We start from the raw sequence: 18,573 nt of genomic DNA, 5'->3' as shown, positions 1-18,573 counted from the left end.
CGAGCTTGGCCACGGCCTGCTCCAGCGCGTCAGCGGGTGGCAGGCCGCGCCCCGGACGCCGCACGACTTCATGGCTCCAGTCGCGCCTGATCGGCGCTGCCAGCACATCCAACGGCACCGAAATATGCACCGGCCGTGGGCGCTCGCTGTCGAACACCGCATAGGCGCGGGCGATCAATTCGGGCAAATCCTCGGCACTCAAGGCCACCGCCGAAAACGCGGTGATCGGCGCGGTGATGGCGCGCTGGTCCTGGGTTTCGTGCAGGCTGCCCCAGCCTTTGCCGAGGCTGGCGGTGTGATTGACGCTGGAGATCACCAGCATCGGGATCGAGTCGGCGTAGGCCTGGCCAATCGCTGTAGCGGCATTGGTCACGCCGGGCCCGGTGATCACAAAACACACGCCCGGTTTGCCGCTGACCCGCGCATAGCCGTCGGCCATAAAACCGGCGCCCTGCTCGTGGCGCGTCAGCACATGGCGAATGCCACTGCCGGGCAAGCCGCGATACAGCTCCAGGGTGTGGACACCCGGAATGCCGAACACCGTGTCGACGCCATAATTAGCCAGCAACCGCACCAGGGCCTGGCCGCCGGTCAGGATCTTATCTTGCATGTTCATCTCCTAGGCGAATCAACGCATCCACCGCCAGCGTGCCGTGGGCATTGACCAACAATGGGTTCACATCCAGCTCCAGCAACTGCCCGGCGTTGGCGCAGGCGTAGTCGGCCACCGCGCGAATGGCCGCCACCAACGCATCCATATCCGCCACTTCACGCCCGCGAAAACCTTGCAGCAAGGCCGCGCTGCGCAGGCTGAGCACGGCGTTGCGAATCGCCTCATCGGTGGTCGGCAGCAGCAGGCTGCGGCTGTCTTTGAGCAACTCCACCAGGACGCCACCGGCGCCAATCACCAGGGCCAGGCCAAAGTTATTTTCGCGCTTGATGCCCACGATCAACTCGGCCAAGGGCTGGGTAGCCATGGCCTCCAGCAGCAGTTGGTCGAAGACCACGCCCGGCGCATAGGCGGCAATCTGCCCGCGCATTTGCACAAGCGCGGCGGTCAGGGCAAAGCCATCCTGCAGGTTCAGCGCGACGGCCCCGGCTTCGGTTTTGTGCGGCAGGTCGGTGCTGACGGCCTTGAGCACCAACGGGTAGCCCAACAGTTTGGCGTCGGCGATGGCGCGCCCTGGCGTGCTCAGCACCGCCGCAGGCGTGCTCAAGCCAAAGGCGCGCAAGGCCTGTTTGGACACCCATTCATCCAGCGCCAGGCCTTGGCCCGCAAGCGGCTGCGGGCACAGCGGGGCAAGGATCGACTCGCCGCGCTCGAGCAACACACGACGATGGTTTTGATAATCGGCAATCCGCCCCCAGGCGGCGAGTGCATCTTCCACGCCTTGCAGCGCGGCAATGCCGTGGGCATGCAGGCGTTCGCGGGCATGGGCGGGCAGTAATTCGGGAAAGGCCGAGGTGACAAAACCGGTTTTGCCATGGCGGTTGAGCGCGGCGCAAAACAACTCCAGCAACAGGTCGCATTCCTTACGCTCGCCGGTAAATTCGGCCGGGTAATCCAGTACCAGCATCGCCGCATCGGCGTCAGTGCGCAGGGCCGTCTCGAGCAGGCATTCGAGCGCTGCGCGGTCGCCCCAGATGGCGGTGGTGAAGTCCAATGGGTTGACCAGGTTGGCGTAGCTGGGCAGCACCTGCGCCAGCTCGGCGCGCTGGCCTTGGTCGAGTTTTGGCAAGGCCAGTTGGTTGCGCTCGGCGTAGTCGGCAATCAGCCCCGCGTCGCCACCGGAACAGGCCAATGCGATCAGGCGATTACCGGCCGGCAGATTGCCGCAAGCCGCGGCTTTCAGGGTTTCGACAAAACTCACCGGCCCACTCACGCGGATCACGCCAAGGCGCGCAAACAGGCTGTCGTACAGCGCATCGGAGCCAGACAGCGAACTGGTATGACTCAGGGCCAGCTCGGCGCCGATCTGCGACACACCGGTTTTCAGCGCGATAATCGGGATGCCTTTTTCCAGCGCCTTGTGCGCCGCGCGGGCAAACCCCGGCACATTCTTCAAGCCTTCCAGGTGCAGGCCGATGGCGGTCACGCGCGGCTCATCGAGCAGCACGTCCATCAACTCGGCAACCCCCAACTGTGCCTGGTTGCCTACCGACGCCATATACGCAATGGGCAGCGAGCGGTCGCTCATCGACAGGTTATAGGCGAAGTTGCCGCTTTGGGTGAGCACCGCCACGCCCTTCTCTACCGCCTTGCCGCCGTGGGCCACCGGCCACAGCGCGGCGCTGTGCAAGTAGTCCAGCAGGCCGTAACAGTTGGGGCCGAGCAAGGCCATGTCGCCCGCCGCAGAAACCAGCTGCTGTTGCAAGGCCGCACCATCGGCGCCCGTTTCAGCAAACCCGGAGGCGTAACAAATGGCGCCGCCAGTGCCGATGGCGGCGAGTTCGGCGACGCAGGCCAAGGTCAGCTCACGGTTAGTCGCGATAAACACCGCATCCGGGCCGTAAGGCAAATCGGCGACCCGACGCACACACGGGATGCCGTCGAGGCGGTCATGCTGCGGGTTGACCAGCCACATCGGCCCGGTAAAACCGCCGTCGGCGCAGCGCTTGAGGGCGCGGGCCATGCTGCGCCCGCCGACAAAAGCCAGGTGCCGGGGCGCCAGCAGGCGCTTGAGGTTGTCGCCAATAGCCTGGGACATAAGCGTTCTCCGCGCCGATCAGCGCAACAACGGCCGCAACAGTTCACGGGCAATAATGTGCCGCTGGATTTCCGACGTGCCTTCCCAGATCCGTTCGATCCGCGCGTTACGCCAGATGCGCTCCACCGGCCCTTCGTCCATCAAGCCCATGCCGCCGAAAATCTGCACGGCTTCATCGGCCACCTTGCCCAGGGTTTCACTGGCAAACAGCTTGGCCATGCCGGCCTCGCCATCGGTCATGCTGCCCTGGTCCATCTTCCAGGCGGTGTGCAGGGTCAGAAGCTCGGCGGCGCGAATCTGCGTGGCCATGTCGGCCAGCTTGAAACTCACGCCCTGGTAGGTGCCGATGGGCTGGCCGAACTGCTTGCGGTCCGCCGCCCATTGCAGCGACACCTCCAGCGCACGCTGGGCCTGGCCGACACAGTTGGCAGCCACCATCACGCGCCCGGCGGTGAGCCAGGCATTGGCCACTTCCCAACCCTTACCGACTTCGCCGAGCACTTTGGAGGCGGGCACACGGCAGTCGTCGAAGAACATTTCATAGGTGTGATAACCACGGTTACTCACACACTTGGGACCGCGGCGGATGGTCAAGCCGGGCGTATCGCGATCGACCAGAAATGACGTCACCGCATTGCGCTGTCGGCCGTTGTGTTCGTAGGTGTCGGTCACGGCAAACACGATGGCAAAATCGGCGTGGCCGGCGTGGCTGATGAAGTGCTTGCTGCCGTTGATCACAAAGTCATCGCCGCTGCGCACAGCGCGGGTCTTGATCGCGTTGGCGTCGGAGCCGGCGCCGGGTTCGGTCAGCGCAAAGCAGTCGATTTTCTTGCCTTGCACGCACGGCAACAGGTAGTCCTCGACCTGCGCGCCGGTGCAGGCCATCAGGATCTTCGACGGGCGCGCGACAAACACATGCAGCGCCCACGAGACCTTGGACAACTCACGCTCGATCAGCGCTTGCGACAGGTAATCCAGGCCACCACCGCCCACCTCTTCGGGCATGTTGAAGGCGTAGAAACCGGCAGCGACAGCCTTGTCGCGAATCTGCGCGGCCAGCTCGGGCGACACCGCGTCGGCGCGGTCCACCGCGTCCTCATGGGGCAACAATTCCTTGGCAACAAAGCTGCGTACCGCGTCCACCAACATGTCTTGTTCTTGGCTGAGTTGGAAATTCATGGCGCTACCTGTGTGTGCTTCCTGTGTGGGCTTAGCGACCGGAGAAAACCGGCAGGCGTTTTTCCATCGAGGCACGCAGCGCTTCGGCGCCGTCGTCGCTGCGCCCGCACAACAGCCCGGCGGCCCGTTCGGCCTCAAGCTGTTCAGGCAGGCTGCGCCCGGCGCTTTCGCGGATCAGGGTTTTGGTCTGGGCGAAGGCGAAGGTGGGGCCGTTGGCCAGGCGCGTGGCCAGCTCGCCCGTGTGAGCGTGCAGTTGCTCATCGGCGACCACTTCGCCCACCAGCCCGGCGGCCAGTGCGCGCTCGGCGCTCCACAGCTCATCGAGAAACAGCAGGCGCTTGGCTTGCTCGCTGCCGATCAGGCGTGGCAAGTGCCAGCTGGCGCCAGCGTCCGGCGAATACGCCATGCGGGTGTAGCCGGCCTTGAAGCGCGCCGATTGGGCGGCGATACGCAGGTCGCAGCACAGGCTCAGGTCCATGCCGGCGCCGACGGCAGTGCCGTTGATCGCAGCAAGCGTAGGTTTGTCGAGGGTGTGCAGGCGGTTCATCAGGGCGTGAGCGGTTTCGGTCCAGCCGTAGGTTTCCAGGGCGCCACAGGACTCGGCGTCGGCCCACTCAGCCAGGTCGGCACCGGCGCAAAAACTGCGGCCGCTGCCGGTAAGCACCACCACGCGCACACTGGGGTCGGTGTTGAACGCTTCGAGCACGGCATGCAGGTGCTTAAGCGTCGGGATGTCGAGTGCATTGCGCTGCGGGCCACGGTTGAGCGTGATCCAGGCAACGCCAGCTTGCACCAGAGTGAGCACGGGCGAATCGGTAGTCATGGCTTCCTCGAATTATTTTAATTGGCGTGAGGGGTACGACATGGCGAGATACTAAACGAGTGTTCAGCAAGGAGGCAATCGGCAAACTGCAAATATTTTCAGGGCGAAAAAAAACGCTCGAAAAGAGCGTTCAGGCGCTGAAGGGAAGGTTCAGGCTTTGAGCTGGTAGCGCGCGCGACCGCCGCCTTGCAGGCCGTCGACCCAGGCTTCGCAGATCTGGATGCCCTGCTGCGGCGTGAACGTGCCGGGGTTGAGCCCCGACTCCAGCCACAACCCATCGAGCAACGCGCTCAAGCCGATGGCGGCCAAATCAGCATCGAATTGCTCCCAGCCTTCCTCTATGGCCATGTCCGCCAACGCCGAACGCATAATGGTGCGGTACTCGCCATAGGAATGCTCGTGGGCCTGGTTGATCGCCGGTGCAGTCTTGACCGCGCCCCAGAACACCAGCCAGGCATCCAGCAATTGCGGGTCGAGCAGTTCAGCCGAAAAGGAGCCACGAAACAGCGCCGACAAACGCTCACGCGGCTGCGGCGGCGCCTTGGCCATGGTCTCGCGCAACAGGCTCATGACTTGGGCGGTGATGGTGCGATAGGCCTCGGCCACCAGCTCATCCTTGCCCGAATAGTGATGGCTGATCAGCCCGACCGACACCCCGGCCTCGGCGCTGATCTTGCGGATCGAAGCGCCCTGAAAACCGTCACGCTTGAGGCACGTGAGCGTCGCCTGGACCAGGTTGGCCTTGCGCAATTGCGGCTCCATGCGGGAGAAACGCGATTCCTGGGTCATGGGGCGGTGTCCTTCGGTTGAGTCGGCGGAACGACTCTACCTCAGTCACGGTAACCGGGCGACACCCGATCCAGCATCCGCAGCAACGCGCCTGAAGAACCGCATCATGTCCAGCGGGCATGACACTTCGATGCCGACGGATAACCGGGTCAATGCGCAGTTGATCGCCTATCACCGTGCGCGCGCCGAGGATGTGCGCGCGTGCATCGCTTGCAATCAGGCCTGTATCGGTCACTTTCACAAGGGGTTGCCAATCGCCTGTATCCAGCACCCGGAGACCGGGCGCGAGCTGCAGTTTGGCCACCTGCAACCGACGTTGAAGCGCCGCCGTATCATGGTGGTCGGCGGTGGCCCGGCAGGGATGAAAGCCGCCGCCGTGGCCGCCCAGCGCGGCCATGACGTCACCCTGTTTGAGGCCAGCGCACAGCTGGGCGGGCAGGTGTTGTTGGCGCAGTTGGCGAACCGATGCTGCTGGAGAATATCGACGGCCTGGTGTTGTGCCTGGGCCATCAGCCGGTGGACACCCTGGGCGCGGAGCTTGCGGGGCTGGTGCCGTTTGATCGCATCGGCGACTGCCTGGCGCCGCGCACCGCCGAAGAGGCGATCTACGAAGGACTCAAGGTAGCGTGGAAACTCTGAACGACGAACCGCATCCACTGTTTCCGGCACCCGCATTCGCGGCCTGCGCAAGGCACGCGGCCTGACGCTGACCGAACTGGCGTACCCATCGATCCCGGAGCTGTTCAATATCGCCCGCAGCCTGGGCGTGACCATCCAGTGTTTTTTTGCCAGCGAGGCCGCCCCTGCCCCAGCGGATGAAGGCTATGTGGTACGCAAAAACAATCGTCAAAGCATCCGTTATGAAGATGGCATCGTCGACCAACTCCTGACCGCGTTGCCCAACCACCAACTGGAGATGCTGCACGCATGCTTTCCACCCGGTACCTACAGTACCTACAGCCAGCAAAGCTACAGCCATGAAGGCGAAGAAGCCGGTTAGTGTTGAGCGGCACGTTTGAGCTGTGGGTCGGTGAGCGGCATTTCCGGCTGGCTGAAGGCGACAGTTTCAGCTTTGCCAGCAGCGAGCCGCACCGGTATGGCAACCCGGGCAAGGTGGATACAGTGGTGATCTGGGTGATTACCCCCCCGACATTTTAGGCCGCCGGCGCAAATGCAGACGTTTCCTACGGGAACCGACGACAGTGGCGCGGCTTGCCATCAGTGGTGAGGCGCCCTGTCGCTTGCTATAAAAATGGCTACTTCTTTTCGAGGTTGTCGCCATGTCTTTATTGCATTTGTTGTTTGGGAAACCGACTCAGGATGATTGGGATCGAGTAAGGGATGTCAAATCCCGTAAAACCTGGAAGCTCGTACGTGGAGGCATCGGCCTGGACATCGATGAGGTTATTGCGTCAGAGGGTTACAAGGACGCTGTGCGCCAAGTACAAAAAATGGAGTCCGATCATTCATGGGCCTGCTGATCATTGTGCCGTTACTGGTCAGTGGCTATCTGGTCTGCCTCAGGCACCCGTTTTTCTACTTGCGCCTGCATCGCTTCCAGGGACAACTGCTTTACCTGCAGGTAGCCAGGCTCGGCATGCTCTGCCTGATCGTTGCCACGTTTTTAAGTGCTGCACTGCTGACGTTGTCAAAACAAACGGCCTTTATCGCAGGGCATGAAATTGCGGCGGACTACAGCCAAAAACTGGGTACGTTATTGGTAGAACTCGACATTGCCAATGAGAAAAACTGCATGCTTTGGGTTTTCATGTTGCAGGCGGGTATGACCGCTCTGGCGATTCCCTTTTTCTGGGCAAGGCTTTATGTACGCATGAAGAAGAGAATGCTGAAGCTGGAAACCGACACGCAGCTCTACCACGTGCTTTCGCTGGGTATTCTTGAGGGCACGCCATTCAAGCTTTTATTGAGAGAATCCATCGTCAAGTGCGTGCCGTGCATGTTCAGTTTAAGCGACAGGAAGGTCTATGTCGGGATTGTATTGTTCGCAGGCACGCCCTCGGAGTCCGAAGGCATTGGCCAGGGGTTCAGCCTGGTGCCCATACTCAGTGGTTACCGGGACAAGGACACATTGGAGGTCACGCTCCACACTCACTACTCTTCTATAAACCGCCCCAGGCCGATTCTGCTGGTTCAGGAAAACGTCGTGTCGGCCACTCGCTTTGACTTCACCACATGGACCCGTTCCCAGTCCCGCAGAAGCCGAAAGGCGCAGCAGGGGCAGTTCCATCACCACCGCCCTGCGCGCCGCCCGGTAGAAGCCCCGCGCATCTGCGCATGAGGCTGGGTATCACGGCCACTTGAACATATCGTCCACCGGCACACGGTAGCCGGTAGCCAGGCGGTTGGTCTCGTTGGCCATGCCGACCACGGCCTGCAACTCGCCAAACATCTCGTCGGTCATGCCGGCCTTGCGTGCGGCGGCGGTGTGGGAGGCGATGCAATACGGGCAATTGTTGGTCACGCTGACCGCCACATACAGCAACTCCTTGGTCAGCGGGTCGAGTGCTCCCGGTGCCATGATTTCCTTGAGGCCTTCCCAGGTGCGGCGCAATGTCGGCGGGTGGGCAGCCAGGCATTTCCAGAAGTTGTTCACCTGGTCGACCTTGCGTGTTTGCATGATGTCGTCGTAGACCGCGCGCACTTCAGGGCTGGCATCGGCGTATTCGGTGAGGTGTTGGGTCATGGTCTTTCCAAGGCTGGCATAGAGCATTCTGGAATACCGCGCCGTACCCATTGCTGGCAAGTGAAGCCGCTAAACCTCGGGTGACAAAGTTGACCAACGGTCATGCGAACCCATGCTTTAGTGAACGGGCGCGCAAGGCACCGCCCCCTCACCGCAGCAAGACCATGGGCATTCGTGATTTGTGGTTAAGAGTCCTTTTCGCAATGGGCGGTTTTTCCGAGTGAACGACGGGGGGATACTCGACTCCATTGTTCACACCTCTTCTGGAGTTACTGATGTCTACCCCAACCCCAAACGTCCCCGCCTTCGGCCTCGGCACCTTCCGCCTGCAAGGCCAGGTGGTGATCGATTCTGTGAACACCGGCCTGGAACTGGGCTACCGCGTCATCGACACCGCGCAAATCTACGAGAACGAAGCCGATGTCGGCAAAGCCATTGCCGACAGCGGCGTAGCGCGTGATGGGCTGTTTATCACCAGCAAGATCTGGATCGCCAATTTCGCCGAAGGCCAGTTGATTGCGAGCCTGCGCGAAAGCCTGCGCAAACTCAAAACCGATTATCTCGACCTGACGCTGATCCACTGGCCATCGCCGGAAGGCCAGGTGCCGGTCGCCGAATTCATGGGCCAGTTGCTGGAAGCCAAGCGCCTGGGCCTGACCCGCCAGATCGGCATATCCAACTTCACCATTGACCTGATGAAGCAGGCTATCGCTGCGGTGGGTGCCGAGAACATCGCCACCAACCAGATCGAGCTGCACCCCTACCTGCAAAACCGGAAGGTTGTGGATTTCGCCACCGCCCAGGGTATCCAGATCACGTCGTACATGACCCTGGCCTACGGCGAAGTGCTCAAAGACCCGGTGATCCAGCAGATCGCCGAACGCCATCAAGCCACACCGGCGCAGGTCACGCTGGCCTGGGCTATGCAATTGGGTTACGCGGTGATCCCGTCGTCGACCAAACGCGCCAACCTGCAAAGCAATCTCGAGGCCCTGCACCTGACCTTGAGCGCAGCCGATATGGCGCAAATCGCCGCCCTGGAGCGCGGCCATCGATTGACCAGCCCCAAGGGCATTGCGCCGAAGTGGGACTAAACCCCGGCCAGGGGTTTGCGCGATAACTCCCGCAGCCACGGCAACACCCGCAGGCCCGTCGTGGCCTCGGGTGGGTCGATGATATCCATGAAATGTTCAAGATTGACGTTGTCCGGCACACCCGGCAACCGCACCAGTACGGCAGACTTTGTACCCGTCGACCTGCCCAGGTCCTGATGGTCGTAGAGCAGCACATGCCGCACCTGCGGCTGCGGCCCGCAAGCCTGCTGCGCCAGCCCCGCATTAATGATCAACACGTCGAAGGGTTCGGCCGGGATCGCGGTGAGTATCTGGACTTCCTGATAGGTCTGCACCGGCACAATCCGGTGGTAACCCAATTGATTGAGCATTTTTTCGATATACAGTCGTTGCAGGTGTTGTTCATCGGCAATCAGGATGGTCAGTGCTTTGTTCGGCATGGCGAACCCCTGGGCTGGCAGCGCTCGTCAGTGAGCGTCACCCATTTTCCAGACATATACCGAAGACAAAATCAGGCATATTCCCCCTTCATGTAGGAGTTCTCCCAAATCTACCGAATACCCCTCAACGGCGGTCAGAGCTGCTTGCAATAAGCATCCATGCGCTGGTGCAAATCAGCAATCGCCGCGTCTATCGCTTTAACCGCCACGGCCAATGCACTGCGCTTGTGCCGCTCACACACCGCCTCCAATGTTTCGCAACAGGCGATCAACGTCTCAGCCTTGACCATTCGCGCCCCTCCTTTGACGCGATGCGCAAGTTCGTGCAGCTCGCCAAAACTGTGCTGGCGTAGCGGCAATGCCAATATCGCACGGTCTGCTTTCAGGCTGTCGAGCAAGGCGCCCAACAGCTCCTTGAGCGCGGCGCTATCGTCCCCTGTTACGACGGTCAAAGCCGTCAAATCAAACCCCGGCTCAGCGCCGGGTGACTCAGGCCCGAGCGCATAGGCGCTCAGCGCCGAGCGCAAGTCCTCAAGCCCGGCAGGCTTGAACAGGCAACCATCCATGCCCGCCTGCCGGCAGCGCTCGGTTTCTTCGGGCTGGGCATTGGCGGTAAACCCCAGCAGCAGACAGGCGTGCAAGCCTTGCTCATGCTCTTGCGCACGGATTTCACGCGCCAAGGCATAGCCATCCTTGAGGGGCATGTTGCAATCGGTGATCACCACATCGGGCCGCTGGGTTTGCCAGCGCTCCAAGCCCTGGACGCCGTCTTCGGCAGTGCAGATGCGGTGTCCCAGAAAGCTCAGCTGCCGAGCCAGCAGCAGGCGATTGGCCGGGTAGTCATCTACCACCAGAATGTTCAACACACGCACGGGCCGGGTGGGTGCCGGCGTGGCCGAAACCTCGCGTGTTATTGTCGCTGTCGTCGCTAATGTGAGTGCCACGTCCACCCGCGTCCCCTGCCCCAGCATACTGCTCAACTGCAGATTGCCCGCCATCATTTCGCACAACGTGCGGCTGATCACCAACCCCAGGCCCGAGCCGCTGCGCGCCGATTGCTCGGTATTGCTGCCCTGGATAAACGGGTTGAACAGCCGCTGCTGGTCCTCGGCACTGATGCCTATGCCGGTGTCTTCTACCCATAAGGTGAGGTCCAATTGGCCGGGGTCCGATGCCAACCCGCAGCGCCCGCCCAAGCGCACCCGGCCCTGGTCGGTAAACTTGATGGCATTGCTCAGCAGGTTGGACACCACCTGCTTGAATCGCAACGGGTCGATCAACACCGCGCGATCCATTTGCGGGTCAAGCTCGACTTGCAGCGCCAGGCCCTTCGCGCGCGCCAACCCTTCAAATACCCGTGCCACCGACGTCAACAGTTCATGCAGGTTGGCTGGTTCAAGGGCTAATGACAGATGGCCGGACTCGATTCGGGCAATATCCAGAATGTCGCCGATCAGCTCCAGCATGCCATGGGAGGCCACCGAGGCCACTTCCAGGGCATCGCGGTCGGCACGCCCTTGTTCGGCGTTGGCCAGCGCCAGCTCAATCATGCCGATCACCGCATTCATGGGGGTGCGGATTTCGTGGCTCATGGTCGCCAGGAACGTGGTCTTGGCACGGTTGGCGGCGTCAGCTTCCTCCTTGGCCTCCTGCAGCTGGCCCAGCAAGCGCTGGCGCTCGCTCACATCCACCCAGCCGGCAATCATGCCCACGACATTTTCGTCGCCATCACGGTACGGGAGCATCCAGTGGTAAATGGTCAACACCTTGCCCGCAGGCAACCTGAGCACCCGATCATGAATCTGCGGCTCGCCCCGCTCCATCAAGCGCAGATAATCCTCATGGAATGACTGGGCCTGCGGCGGGTTGCCGGTGTCGGTTTCGATCACCGTCTTGCCAATCACCCCTTCAAGCTTGAAGCCAAACACATCCAGGTAAGCACTGTTGCAAGCCATCAGCCGGCCCTGGCGATCACGTACGTAGATGGGGTGGGGCGTACCGTCGATCAGCACGCCCATAAAGCGCATCTGGTCGCTCAACGCCCGCTCGGCCTGAGCGCGCTTGCGTATCAGGCTGCGCAGGTAAATCGCCCACCCCAGGGTGATCAGCAGCAATACCGCCGCCAGGCCGAACCCTTGGATAATCGTGCTGCGGTGGCGCAGCCAATGGTCTTCGATGATCACATCGGTGCGCCATTGGCTGATCAGTTCATCCATCTCCTGGGGCGGGATGCTCAGCAACGCCTTGTCCAGTATCGAGTACAGCTCCAGCTGACCCCGGTTGACCCCGAACGTCATGCGCACGGGTTCAGAGCCGACGGTGCTGGTAACGTGCAAGCGGTCGCGGTACTCAAAGGCGATCAGGTAACGCGCATAGATCAGCGAACTGACGGCGCCCTCGGCACTGCCGCTGGCGACCAGGGCCATGGCATCCGTAGGGTTCTTCGCCTCCACAAACTGGATACCGGGATAGTCGCGATTGATGACTTCACGCAGCGCGTTGCCGCTGGGGATTGCCAGGCGTTTACCCAGCATATTCTCCAGGGTCATGGTGCCAGGCGTGTCGGTACGGGTGACCAGCACCAGCGGATTGGTCAAATAGGGCCGGGTAAAGCGCACCTGGTCAGAACCTTCGATGCTGGGCGTGACCACCGCCATCATGTCCGCCCGGCCCGAACGAACCGCCTCGATTTGCTGGGGCATCGTGCCGCCCGGGACCACATCGAACTTCAAGCCGGTGCGCAGGCTGATCCGGGAGAGAACGTCCGCACTCAAGCCCTCTGATTGCCCTTGTGCCGTGAAGGATGCCAACGGCAGCATCTGGTCGGACGCCACCACCCTCACCCGTGGGTGTTTTTCCAGCCAGCGTTGCTCGCTGGTACTCAGGTGCAGTCGCTCAGCCCCCAGGACGCCAAGATTGCCAGCACTCCAACGGCGCACGATATCCAGCTGCTGGTTAGTCGGGATCGACCTCAGCGCGCTGTTGATAATGCGCAGCAGGCGGATATTGTCCCGGCCCACCGCAAACGCAAAGGCGTTGGACTCCAAGGTCGAAAAGTCCGCCAGCTGTACGTTGTTGAGGTGGTTGCGATTGATCTGGTAGTGCGCGGTGATGGCATCTCCGAGGTAGACATCGGCGCGGCCAAAGGCCACGGCGCCGATGGCTTCGAAGACCGACGCAAACAGCTCCACATGGGCCTTTGGGTAGAACGCCTCGACCACATCGGGCGGCATGTAGTGATAAAGCATCGCCACACGCTTGCCGGCCAAGTCGACACTCAGGGACTGGGTGTCTCCGGTACGGGTGACCAGCACGGGCTGGTCATTGGCATAGGAGCGCGACAGGACGAGTTGCGGGTCCCCCGCCTCAAACCCGTTGGCCGAACCCAGGAAGTCGATGGAGCCTTGCTTGAGCGCTTCGATCACCTCATCACGCGTGTCATAGCGGCGCACTTCAACGCTGACGTTGAGCGCCTGGGCAAGCAACTGGGCATAGTCGGCGGTGATACCTTCCAGCTCATCGTTGTTGTTGGTCAGTTCGAAAGGCCCGTAATCGGGCGCGGAAACCCCCATCCATAGGGTGCGCCGCTCACGCAGCCAGTGCCAGTCAGCGTCTCCCAGTACCACGGGCGCGTCATGCCCGTCGAGGCTCGAATGCCCCAGCAACCGCAAGGTGTGCGGCTCATCAAGGGCAACAGCGAACAGCGGCAGCAGGCTCATCGACACCATCAGGATGAATCGTCGAACCAGGGCCAGGATCATGTCGAATCAGATCAGATGATTGCGCTGGGCAAATTTGGCCATGTGCACCACAGAAGACATCCGCAACTTCTCCTTGAGTCGAGTCTTGTAGGTACTGATGGTCTTGTGGCTCAGCAGCATATCCAGGGCAATCTTGTTGTTGGTGTAACCCAACGCCAACATCCTCAACACGGCCAATTCGCGATCCGACAGCGAATGCACCAGTTCTTGCTCGGTGGCCTGCAAATCGTCACGGCGCACCGAACTGCTTGGCAGGCTAGGGAAACAGTTGTAGTTGGACATCACCGCCTTGATTGCTTTTTGCAGCTCTTCCAGCTCTCCGGTCTTGGCAACAAACCCCATGGCGCCGGCACGCATGCACCGGGTGGAAAAAAACTCCGGCGGATACGACGTCAATACCAGAATCTTGCAGGGCGCCCCCAGCGCCTTGACTCGGGCGATCACCTCCAGCCCACCCAGTTTTGGAATGGCCAAGTCGAGAATAATCAAGACGGGGCACCATTCTCTAACCTTCTGAAGCGCGTCCGCCCCCGTGCCGGCTTCCTCAATGTCAGTGAAGCCTTCGCACTTGAGCAAATACCTGACAGTCGCCCGTATAAACGGATGGTCGTCCACGATTAATACTTTGTTCCCACTAACTGACGCTTTGCTCATATCACTACCCTGAGAAGAATAAGTACCCTTACACATCACGCGGGACACAGGTACCTGTGAGAAATGACAGTGCCGACCAGTGGCACTGCCTTCACTCAGGTGGCCCCTTCGATCGAAGTCATGCCGAGCACATGTAGCCGAACCGTGACCACCGGCCAGCTGCAAGTGCGCAACCTTAACAACGAAATAACGTATTGACCGAAGGGGGAATCCCAATCATATGTAAGACTTTTCCTCGCAAAATAGCGCTTGCGCACGCTTCTCAGTCGGTGGTGCTCGGGCTCCAGAACGCCTGCACGACCAGGCTCGATGTGGAAATACGCGCCACCAGCGCGTCCAGTTCGTCGCCGTCTACCGAGGTCGCGGCCAGGGTGGCCTCGATTTCCACCTCTTCGCTGCCGAACGGCCGCACATCAACGTCGCTGGCCGGGTAGTTGCAGCGCGCCAGTTCGGCTTCCAGCAGCACCATCACCGCCTGTTGCTGGCTGCGCCGGGCGATGACATAGAGGATGTTGGTGACCTCCGCCGACACCACGTCCAGTGGCTGGCGGTTGATGTTATTGACGATCGGCCGCAGCAAGGTGTTGGCCGCCAGCACAAACAGGGTGCCCAACAGTGCTTCAAGGATCAGATCAGCCCCCGCACACGCCCCCACCGCCGCCGACGCCCAAAGTGTGGCGGCAGTGTTGAGCCCACGCACGTTGCCTTCTTCGCGCATGATTACGCCCGCGCCCAAAAAGCCGATGCCCGACACCACGTACGCGACCACTCGCACCGCGCCCTCCGCGCCGCCCAGGCGGTTGGCCATGTCGACGAAGATCGCCGCGCCCACCGCCACCAGCACGTTGGTGCGCAAGCCCGCCGTACGCTGGCGGTACTGGCGCTCGAAGCCGATCAAACCACCGAGGATAAACGCCGCGGTGAGGCTGACCACGGTATCGACCAGGGAGTTGAGGTTGATGTTGTTGATTGCCTGCATAAGAAAAATCTCCATGACTGCTGCGCATGCCGGAAACCTTCGTGCAGGTACGACCGACTGCACCGTGCCCGTTGTAAAGGCACAGTCAGCTTGGCCCGCCCGCCGTAAAAGGCAGGCGCGTGCGTAGCATCCCAAGTGATTTGAGGTGCTGGTCAGCGTCGATGAGAGGGATGCAGGCAACTGCCAGGACTGGCCGCTGCCGGAATGCCGCTTCTCGCTTTTTGAGGCGAGACAACGGCATCAGGAAAAATGCGCGTTACCTTGCCAAGTAGATGCCGGTTACCGAAACCGGCCGACGACTGTCGCTCGAACAAGTACCCACTGAGGGTCTCCGCTATTGATGAAAACGCGCGGAGTTTACCCCGCGTTTTGGAGTGAGTAAACCGTAGGAAAATTTACCGATGGCGTTTGGATGGATTGTTCAGGGTGAGTTCAGAAACTGAAGATCAAGTGTGGGAGCTGGCTTGCCTGCGATGGCGGTCTGTCTGCTGGAGGTTTATTGCCTGATATTGCGTCATCGCAGGCAAGCCAGCTCCCACAAGAACTGTGTACGTCCGCTATTACGACATATCGGGCCGATCCCGCTCAACCAGCTTCAGGTAATTGTCCATCTGCCCACCTGCCAGCGCCTTGACCTGAATTGACACTGTATTCACCTGCCGTCCCATCCTGATGCCTTCACGCGTGCGCACCTGCACATACCCAAGCCTGGGCCAGAAGCGCTCGGCCTTGGTATTGCCGACCACCACCGTCAATCGCAGCCACTGGGCACCGTTGCGCACCGCCCAGGCTTCAAGATCGGCATGCAGTTGTCGCGCAAACCCAGTGCCGTGCAGGCGCGTATGCACCAGCAGCAAACCGATATGCCACACGCCGACGGCCAGCAAATCTGCCGCGATGTTCACCACGGCAGCCAGTGAGTCCTGCGCATCGCGATAACCCAGCCAGTACATCCGGCTGCAACGCCAACCTGCAGGCAAACAGCCCTGCAACTCTTCGTGCGCTTCGGTCGGTGATGCCGGTTCACCGTTGACCGCGATGAAATACTCGGGTGCCTGGTCAAAAAAACACTGCAGTTCACCCGCGTCGCCGTCATGCAGTTCAACCACTCGAATACCTTCAAGTGAGCAACCAACTTCCATGTTTATTTTCCCTTTAATCGTCGCGCGTCAGCACTTCCAGCAACTCGATTTCAAAACGCAGATTACTGTTGGGTTTGATATGCGCGCCCATCGAACGCTCGCCATAAGCCAGGTGTGCCGGCACAAAAAGCGTGCGCACGCCGCCGACCTGCATGCCCATCAAGCCCAGGTCCCAGCCCTTGATCACACGCCCGGTGCCGATCACACACTGGAACGGCCTGCCGCGCTCCCAGGACGAATCGAACACGGTGCCGTCTTCGAGGGTGCCGGTGTATTGGGTGGTGATCAGCGCACCCTTGACCACGGTTTTGCCGGTGCCCTGCCGGGTGTCGGCGATCTGGAGTTCATCGTTGCTCATGGGGCTCTCGTTGGATGCGTAAAGACTTGGGTTTTCCCGCAATAGAGTGAGCTTGGCAAGTGCGCCCTCGCCACACCCTCATGCCGATCGTTCATTACAACCAATGCCAGAACCGGCTCCAGAACCCGCGGCCCAGATCATCCTTGCAACGCGCATATTGCGCCGCGTACATCTGCGAGCGCGCCTGCACCTTGCTCGCCACCGGCGGCAGCCAGGCTTTGGCCGCATAGGTGCGCTGGCGATAGCCGCCCCAGCCTTCGTGGTAGTTCAGGTATTGGCCGTAGGCGTCGTATTTGTACACGCCGTTGATGGTGTAGGTCTTGTCCATGTACCAACCCACAAAGTCGATGGAGTCGTCGAAATCCTGACGGCTCGCACCACTGCGGCCGGTGCTCTTGCGGTAGTCGTTCCACACCTCATCCTTGGCCTGGGAATAGCCTTCGGCGGTCGACACGCGCCCCCAGGGGATAATCCATAGCAGGTATTTGCGCGGGGTCTTGGCATCCTGGCGGAAGCCCGACTCTTGATACATGATCGCGAACGGCACCTGGATCGGCACGCCCCAGCGCTTTTGCGTGACCTTGGCGGCGTCGTACCAATCGTCTTTTTCACGAAAGATGCCGCAGATGTCGTTTGGCGTGCGTGGCGGTGAAGTACCGCACGCCGCCAGCAGTGAAGTGAGTAATAACAGCCCGACAGCTTTGCCTGCGCTCAAAGTGCACCTTTGCGTGATACGCGTAAAAAGCCGGTATTTTACGCATTCATTAGGGCGCAGGGGTGAGCGAGTTATCCACTGTGCCCACAGGCGGCGTCCCTGCCGCACATGTTCAGCTTAAGCCAACGGCACGCGACGCGTGGTCAGTGCGGTACGACCCACAAAGAAGCTCAACGCTGCGCCCAACAGCAACATGGCCAAGGTGCTCCAGGCTGCGCGGGACAGCTGTTTAGCCGCCACTTCACCGGCTTCACGGGCTTTCTGCTCGGCTTGCTGCTTGAGCTCATCGACCTTTTGCATCGCTTGCTGATAAGCCTGGGCATAGTTGTCGACGATCTGGGTGGCTTCGGCTTTGCTCTTGCCGGTACGGGCGGCCACGATGTTGACCAGCGCGTCTTTGTCCGCTGCATTCAACGCAGGCTCGCCGGAGGCTTTGACGCGTTCGAACCACTGCTTCAACTCATCACCGGCCTGGGCAGGGTTGGTCGCGGCGTCCTTGGCCGATTGCTTGCCGTCGGCGGCGGCCTGGTCGGTTTTCTGCTCGACGTTGGCCGGGTCCAGCTCAGGCTTGCCGCTCTGCTTGAGCAAGGTGTCGAGTTGGCCTTGCAGGCTGTTCCAATCGAGTTGGATACCCTGCTCGTTCAACTGCTGCTTGATGCTGTTGCCGATCCCAGGCGCAGCAGCGGCGATACCACTGCCGGCGGCGGACAAGCCCTTGCCCACCACATTACCGGCGGTGCCGACCACACTGGCGGCCAGACCAGCCAGCAGCCAGGTGGTGAGCAAGGTGGTAAAGGTCCAGGTCAGTAAGCCGTGCAGGCCGCCACGGTCCGGTGCAGTGCGCCCGGCCACAAAGGCGCCGAGGCCGACGGCCACCAGGGTGGAAACAAACAGCCAGATCCCTGCACCCGTGCCGAAGCCGCTCAGGGGGTTGCCCGCTTCCATCGGGTTGACGGCACTCGCGCCAATGGCCGTGCCCAGCACGCTGAGCACCAGGTAGGTCACCAGGGCAATTGCACTGCCGGCCAGCACAGAACTCCAGGACACGCGAAACGGTGAACGGTTGGTTTCATAGACAGTTGTCATGATTAATCCTTTGAGTGGTTGACCGTATCAGTCTGGCGAGGCCGCTGCCGGTCGTCCCCGCTCAAATGCACCAGAGCCTCTGGTGCATTCGCACCCCGCAAGGGGCACGTTGTGTGCACTATCCTGATGCCTGGGTGTCGTACCCTTCATGCGCCCATCCCC

Annotated in this window: 16 protein-coding genes and 2 pseudogenes; 4 read left to right on the top strand and 14 right to left on the bottom strand. The window is 61.1% G+C overall.

The annotated features are described in order from the left end of the window. From BFP92_RS01935 to BFP92_RS01915, 5 genes are all read right to left on the bottom strand, one after another. Positions 1–610, bottom strand: a 610-nt coding sequence (locus BFP92_RS01935; RefSeq protein WP_275656393.1) for a thiamine pyrophosphate-binding protein, incomplete at its 3' end; no start/stop codon positions are given. Then, positions 600–2,708: an acetate--CoA ligase family protein gene (locus tag BFP92_RS01930; RefSeq protein WP_065911385.1), complete on the bottom strand. Its 2,109-nt coding sequence runs from the start codon at positions 2,706–2,708 to the stop codon at positions 600–602. The genes BFP92_RS01935 and BFP92_RS01930, both read right to left, overlap by 11 nt. Before the next feature lie 18 nt (positions 2,709–2,726). Further along, positions 2,727–3,887, bottom strand: a complete 1,161-nt coding sequence (locus tag BFP92_RS01925; protein ID WP_065911383.1) for an acyl-CoA dehydrogenase family protein — start codon at positions 3,885–3,887, stop codon at positions 2,727–2,729. A gap of 31 nt (positions 3,888–3,918) precedes the next feature. Beyond that, positions 3,919–4,710, bottom strand: coding sequence for an enoyl-CoA hydratase/isomerase family protein (locus tag BFP92_RS01920; RefSeq protein WP_065911382.1), 792 nt, complete (start codon positions 4,708–4,710; stop codon positions 3,919–3,921). A gap of 150 nt (positions 4,711–4,860) precedes the next feature. Continuing rightward, positions 4,861–5,499, bottom strand: coding sequence for a TetR family transcriptional regulator C-terminal domain-containing protein (locus BFP92_RS01915; RefSeq protein ID WP_065911381.1), 639 nt, complete (start codon positions 5,497–5,499; stop codon positions 4,861–4,863). A 181-nt stretch (positions 5,500–5,680) separates the two neighbouring features. On the opposite strand from BFP92_RS01915, the pseudogene BFP92_RS32275 reads away from it, so the two are divergent. The 3 genes and pseudogenes from BFP92_RS32275 to BFP92_RS01905 all read left to right on the top strand — a co-directional run. Further along, positions 5,681–6,138, top strand: a pseudogene (locus BFP92_RS32275) (NAD(P)-binding protein); the annotation flags it as partial. Between the two features lie 34 nt (positions 6,139–6,172). Further along, a pseudogene (locus BFP92_RS01910) lies at positions 6,173–6,657 on the top strand (cupin domain-containing protein). Between the two features lie 310 nt (positions 6,658–6,967). After that, on the top strand, positions 6,968–7,798 hold the full coding sequence (locus tag BFP92_RS01905) for a hypothetical protein (protein ID WP_065911379.1): 831 nt from the start codon (positions 6,968–6,970) through the stop codon (positions 7,796–7,798). 9 nt (positions 7,799–7,807) lie between these two features. Here the strand turns inward: BFP92_RS01905 and BFP92_RS01900 are convergent, their stop codons facing one another. Next, positions 7,808–8,203, bottom strand: coding sequence for a carboxymuconolactone decarboxylase family protein (locus BFP92_RS01900; RefSeq protein ID WP_065911377.1), 396 nt, complete (start codon positions 8,201–8,203; stop codon positions 7,808–7,810). A gap of 275 nt (positions 8,204–8,478) precedes the next feature. On the opposite strand from BFP92_RS01900, the gene dkgB reads away from it, so the two are divergent. Beyond that, positions 8,479–9,297 (top strand): 2,5-didehydrogluconate reductase DkgB, encoded by an 819-nt coding sequence (gene dkgB / locus BFP92_RS01895; RefSeq protein ID WP_065911375.1) that lies wholly within the window; start codon positions 8,479–8,481, stop codon positions 9,295–9,297. On the opposite strand, the gene BFP92_RS01890 is transcribed toward dkgB, so the two are convergent. The 8 genes from BFP92_RS01890 to BFP92_RS01855 all read right to left on the bottom strand — a co-directional run bounded on the left by BFP92_RS01890 (position 9,294) and on the right by BFP92_RS01855 (position 18,411). Next, positions 9,294–9,716 carry an ANTAR domain-containing protein gene (locus BFP92_RS01890; RefSeq protein WP_056858053.1) on the bottom strand — a complete coding sequence of 141 codons (423 nt, stop codon included), beginning with the start codon at positions 9,714–9,716 and terminating at the stop codon, positions 9,294–9,296. The two genes, dkgB and BFP92_RS01890, sit on opposite strands and share 4 nt — an antisense overlap. Positions 9,717–9,850: 134 nt before the next feature. Beyond that, on the bottom strand, positions 9,851–13,477 hold the full coding sequence (locus BFP92_RS01885; RefSeq protein ID WP_065911373.1) for a transporter substrate-binding domain-containing protein: 3,627 nt from the start codon (positions 13,475–13,477) through the stop codon (positions 9,851–9,853). A gap of 6 nt (positions 13,478–13,483) precedes the next feature. Further along, a complete protein-coding gene (locus BFP92_RS01880; protein WP_065911371.1) occupies positions 13,484–14,131 on the bottom strand; it encodes a response regulator transcription factor in 648 nt (215 codons plus the stop codon). Positions 14,132–14,393: 262 nt separating this feature from the next. Then, positions 14,394–15,110 (bottom strand): MgtC/SapB family protein, encoded by a 717-nt coding sequence (locus BFP92_RS01875; protein ID WP_056858056.1) that lies wholly within the window; start codon positions 15,108–15,110, stop codon positions 14,394–14,396. A 560-nt stretch (positions 15,111–15,670) separates the two neighbouring features. Further along, entirely contained in the window at positions 15,671–16,252 is a 582-nt protein-coding gene (locus BFP92_RS01870) for a GNAT family N-acetyltransferase (RefSeq protein ID WP_065911369.1), read from the bottom strand. Between the two features lie 13 nt (positions 16,253–16,265). Beyond that, complete coding sequence (locus tag BFP92_RS01865; protein ID WP_065911367.1) at positions 16,266–16,610, bottom strand: FKBP-type peptidyl-prolyl cis-trans isomerase; 345 nt, start codon at positions 16,608–16,610, stop codon at positions 16,266–16,268. Positions 16,611–16,704: 94 nt separating this feature from the next. Next, the gene (locus tag BFP92_RS01860) at positions 16,705–17,325 is read right to left on the bottom strand and encodes a transglycosylase SLT domain-containing protein (protein ID WP_017138992.1); all 621 of its coding nucleotides are present in this window, start codon (positions 17,323–17,325) and stop codon (positions 16,705–16,707) included. Positions 17,326–17,442: 117 nt separating this feature from the next. Next, positions 17,443–18,411 carry a hypothetical protein gene (locus BFP92_RS01855; protein WP_065911365.1) on the bottom strand — a complete coding sequence of 323 codons (969 nt, stop codon included), beginning with the start codon at positions 18,409–18,411 and terminating at the stop codon, positions 17,443–17,445. Between the last annotated feature and the right edge of the window lie 162 nt (positions 18,412–18,573).

The sequence above is a fragment of the Pseudomonas sp. 58 R 3 genome, assembly GCF_900006605.1.
In the GTDB taxonomy this organism is placed as follows: Bacteria; Pseudomonadota; Gammaproteobacteria; order Pseudomonadales; family Pseudomonadaceae; genus Aquipseudomonas; species Aquipseudomonas salomonii.
This window is presented reverse-complemented; position numbering and strand designations above follow the sequence as displayed.

Excerpts from the sequence above, each read along its gene's own strand:
- BFP92_RS01870 (WP_065911369.1), bottom strand. The coding sequence starts at position 16,252 with ATGGAAGTTGGTTGCTCACTTGAAGGTATTCGAGTGGTTGAACTGCAT.
- BFP92_RS01885 (WP_065911373.1), bottom strand. The coding sequence starts at position 13,477 with ATGATCCTGGCCCTGGTTCGACGATTCATCCTGATGGTGTCGATGAGC.
- BFP92_RS01930 (WP_065911385.1), bottom strand. The coding sequence starts at position 2,708 with ATGTCCCAGGCTATTGGCGACAACCTCAAGCGCCTGCTGGCGCCCCGG.
- BFP92_RS01875 (WP_056858056.1), bottom strand. The coding sequence starts at position 15,110 with ATGCAGGCAATCAACAACATCAACCTCAACTCCCTGGTCGATACCGTG.
- BFP92_RS01915 (WP_065911381.1), bottom strand. The coding sequence starts at position 5,499 with ATGACCCAGGAATCGCGTTTCTCCCGCATGGAGCCGCAATTGCGCAAG.
- BFP92_RS01900 (WP_065911377.1), bottom strand. The coding sequence starts at position 8,203 with ATGACCCAACACCTCACCGAATACGCCGATGCCAGCCCTGAAGTGCGC.
- dkgB (WP_065911375.1), top strand. The coding sequence starts at position 8,479 with ATGTCTACCCCAACCCCAAACGTCCCCGCCTTCGGCCTCGGCACCTTC.
- BFP92_RS01920 (WP_065911382.1), bottom strand. The coding sequence starts at position 4,710 with ATGACTACCGATTCGCCCGTGCTCACTCTGGTGCAAGCTGGCGTTGCC.
- BFP92_RS01905 (WP_065911379.1), top strand. The coding sequence starts at position 6,968 with ATGGGCCTGCTGATCATTGTGCCGTTACTGGTCAGTGGCTATCTGGTC.
- BFP92_RS01880 (WP_065911371.1), bottom strand. The coding sequence starts at position 14,131 with ATGAGCAAAGCGTCAGTTAGTGGGAACAAAGTATTAATCGTGGACGAC.
- BFP92_RS01855 (WP_065911365.1), bottom strand. The coding sequence starts at position 18,411 with ATGACAACTGTCTATGAAACCAACCGTTCACCGTTTCGCGTGTCCTGG.
- BFP92_RS01890 (WP_056858053.1), bottom strand. The coding sequence starts at position 9,716 with ATGCCGAACAAAGCACTGACCATCCTGATTGCCGATGAACAACACCTG.
- BFP92_RS01865 (WP_065911367.1), bottom strand. The coding sequence starts at position 16,610 with ATGAGCAACGATGAACTCCAGATCGCCGACACCCGGCAGGGCACCGGC.
- BFP92_RS01925 (WP_065911383.1), bottom strand. The coding sequence starts at position 3,887 with ATGAATTTCCAACTCAGCCAAGAACAAGACATGTTGGTGGACGCGGTA.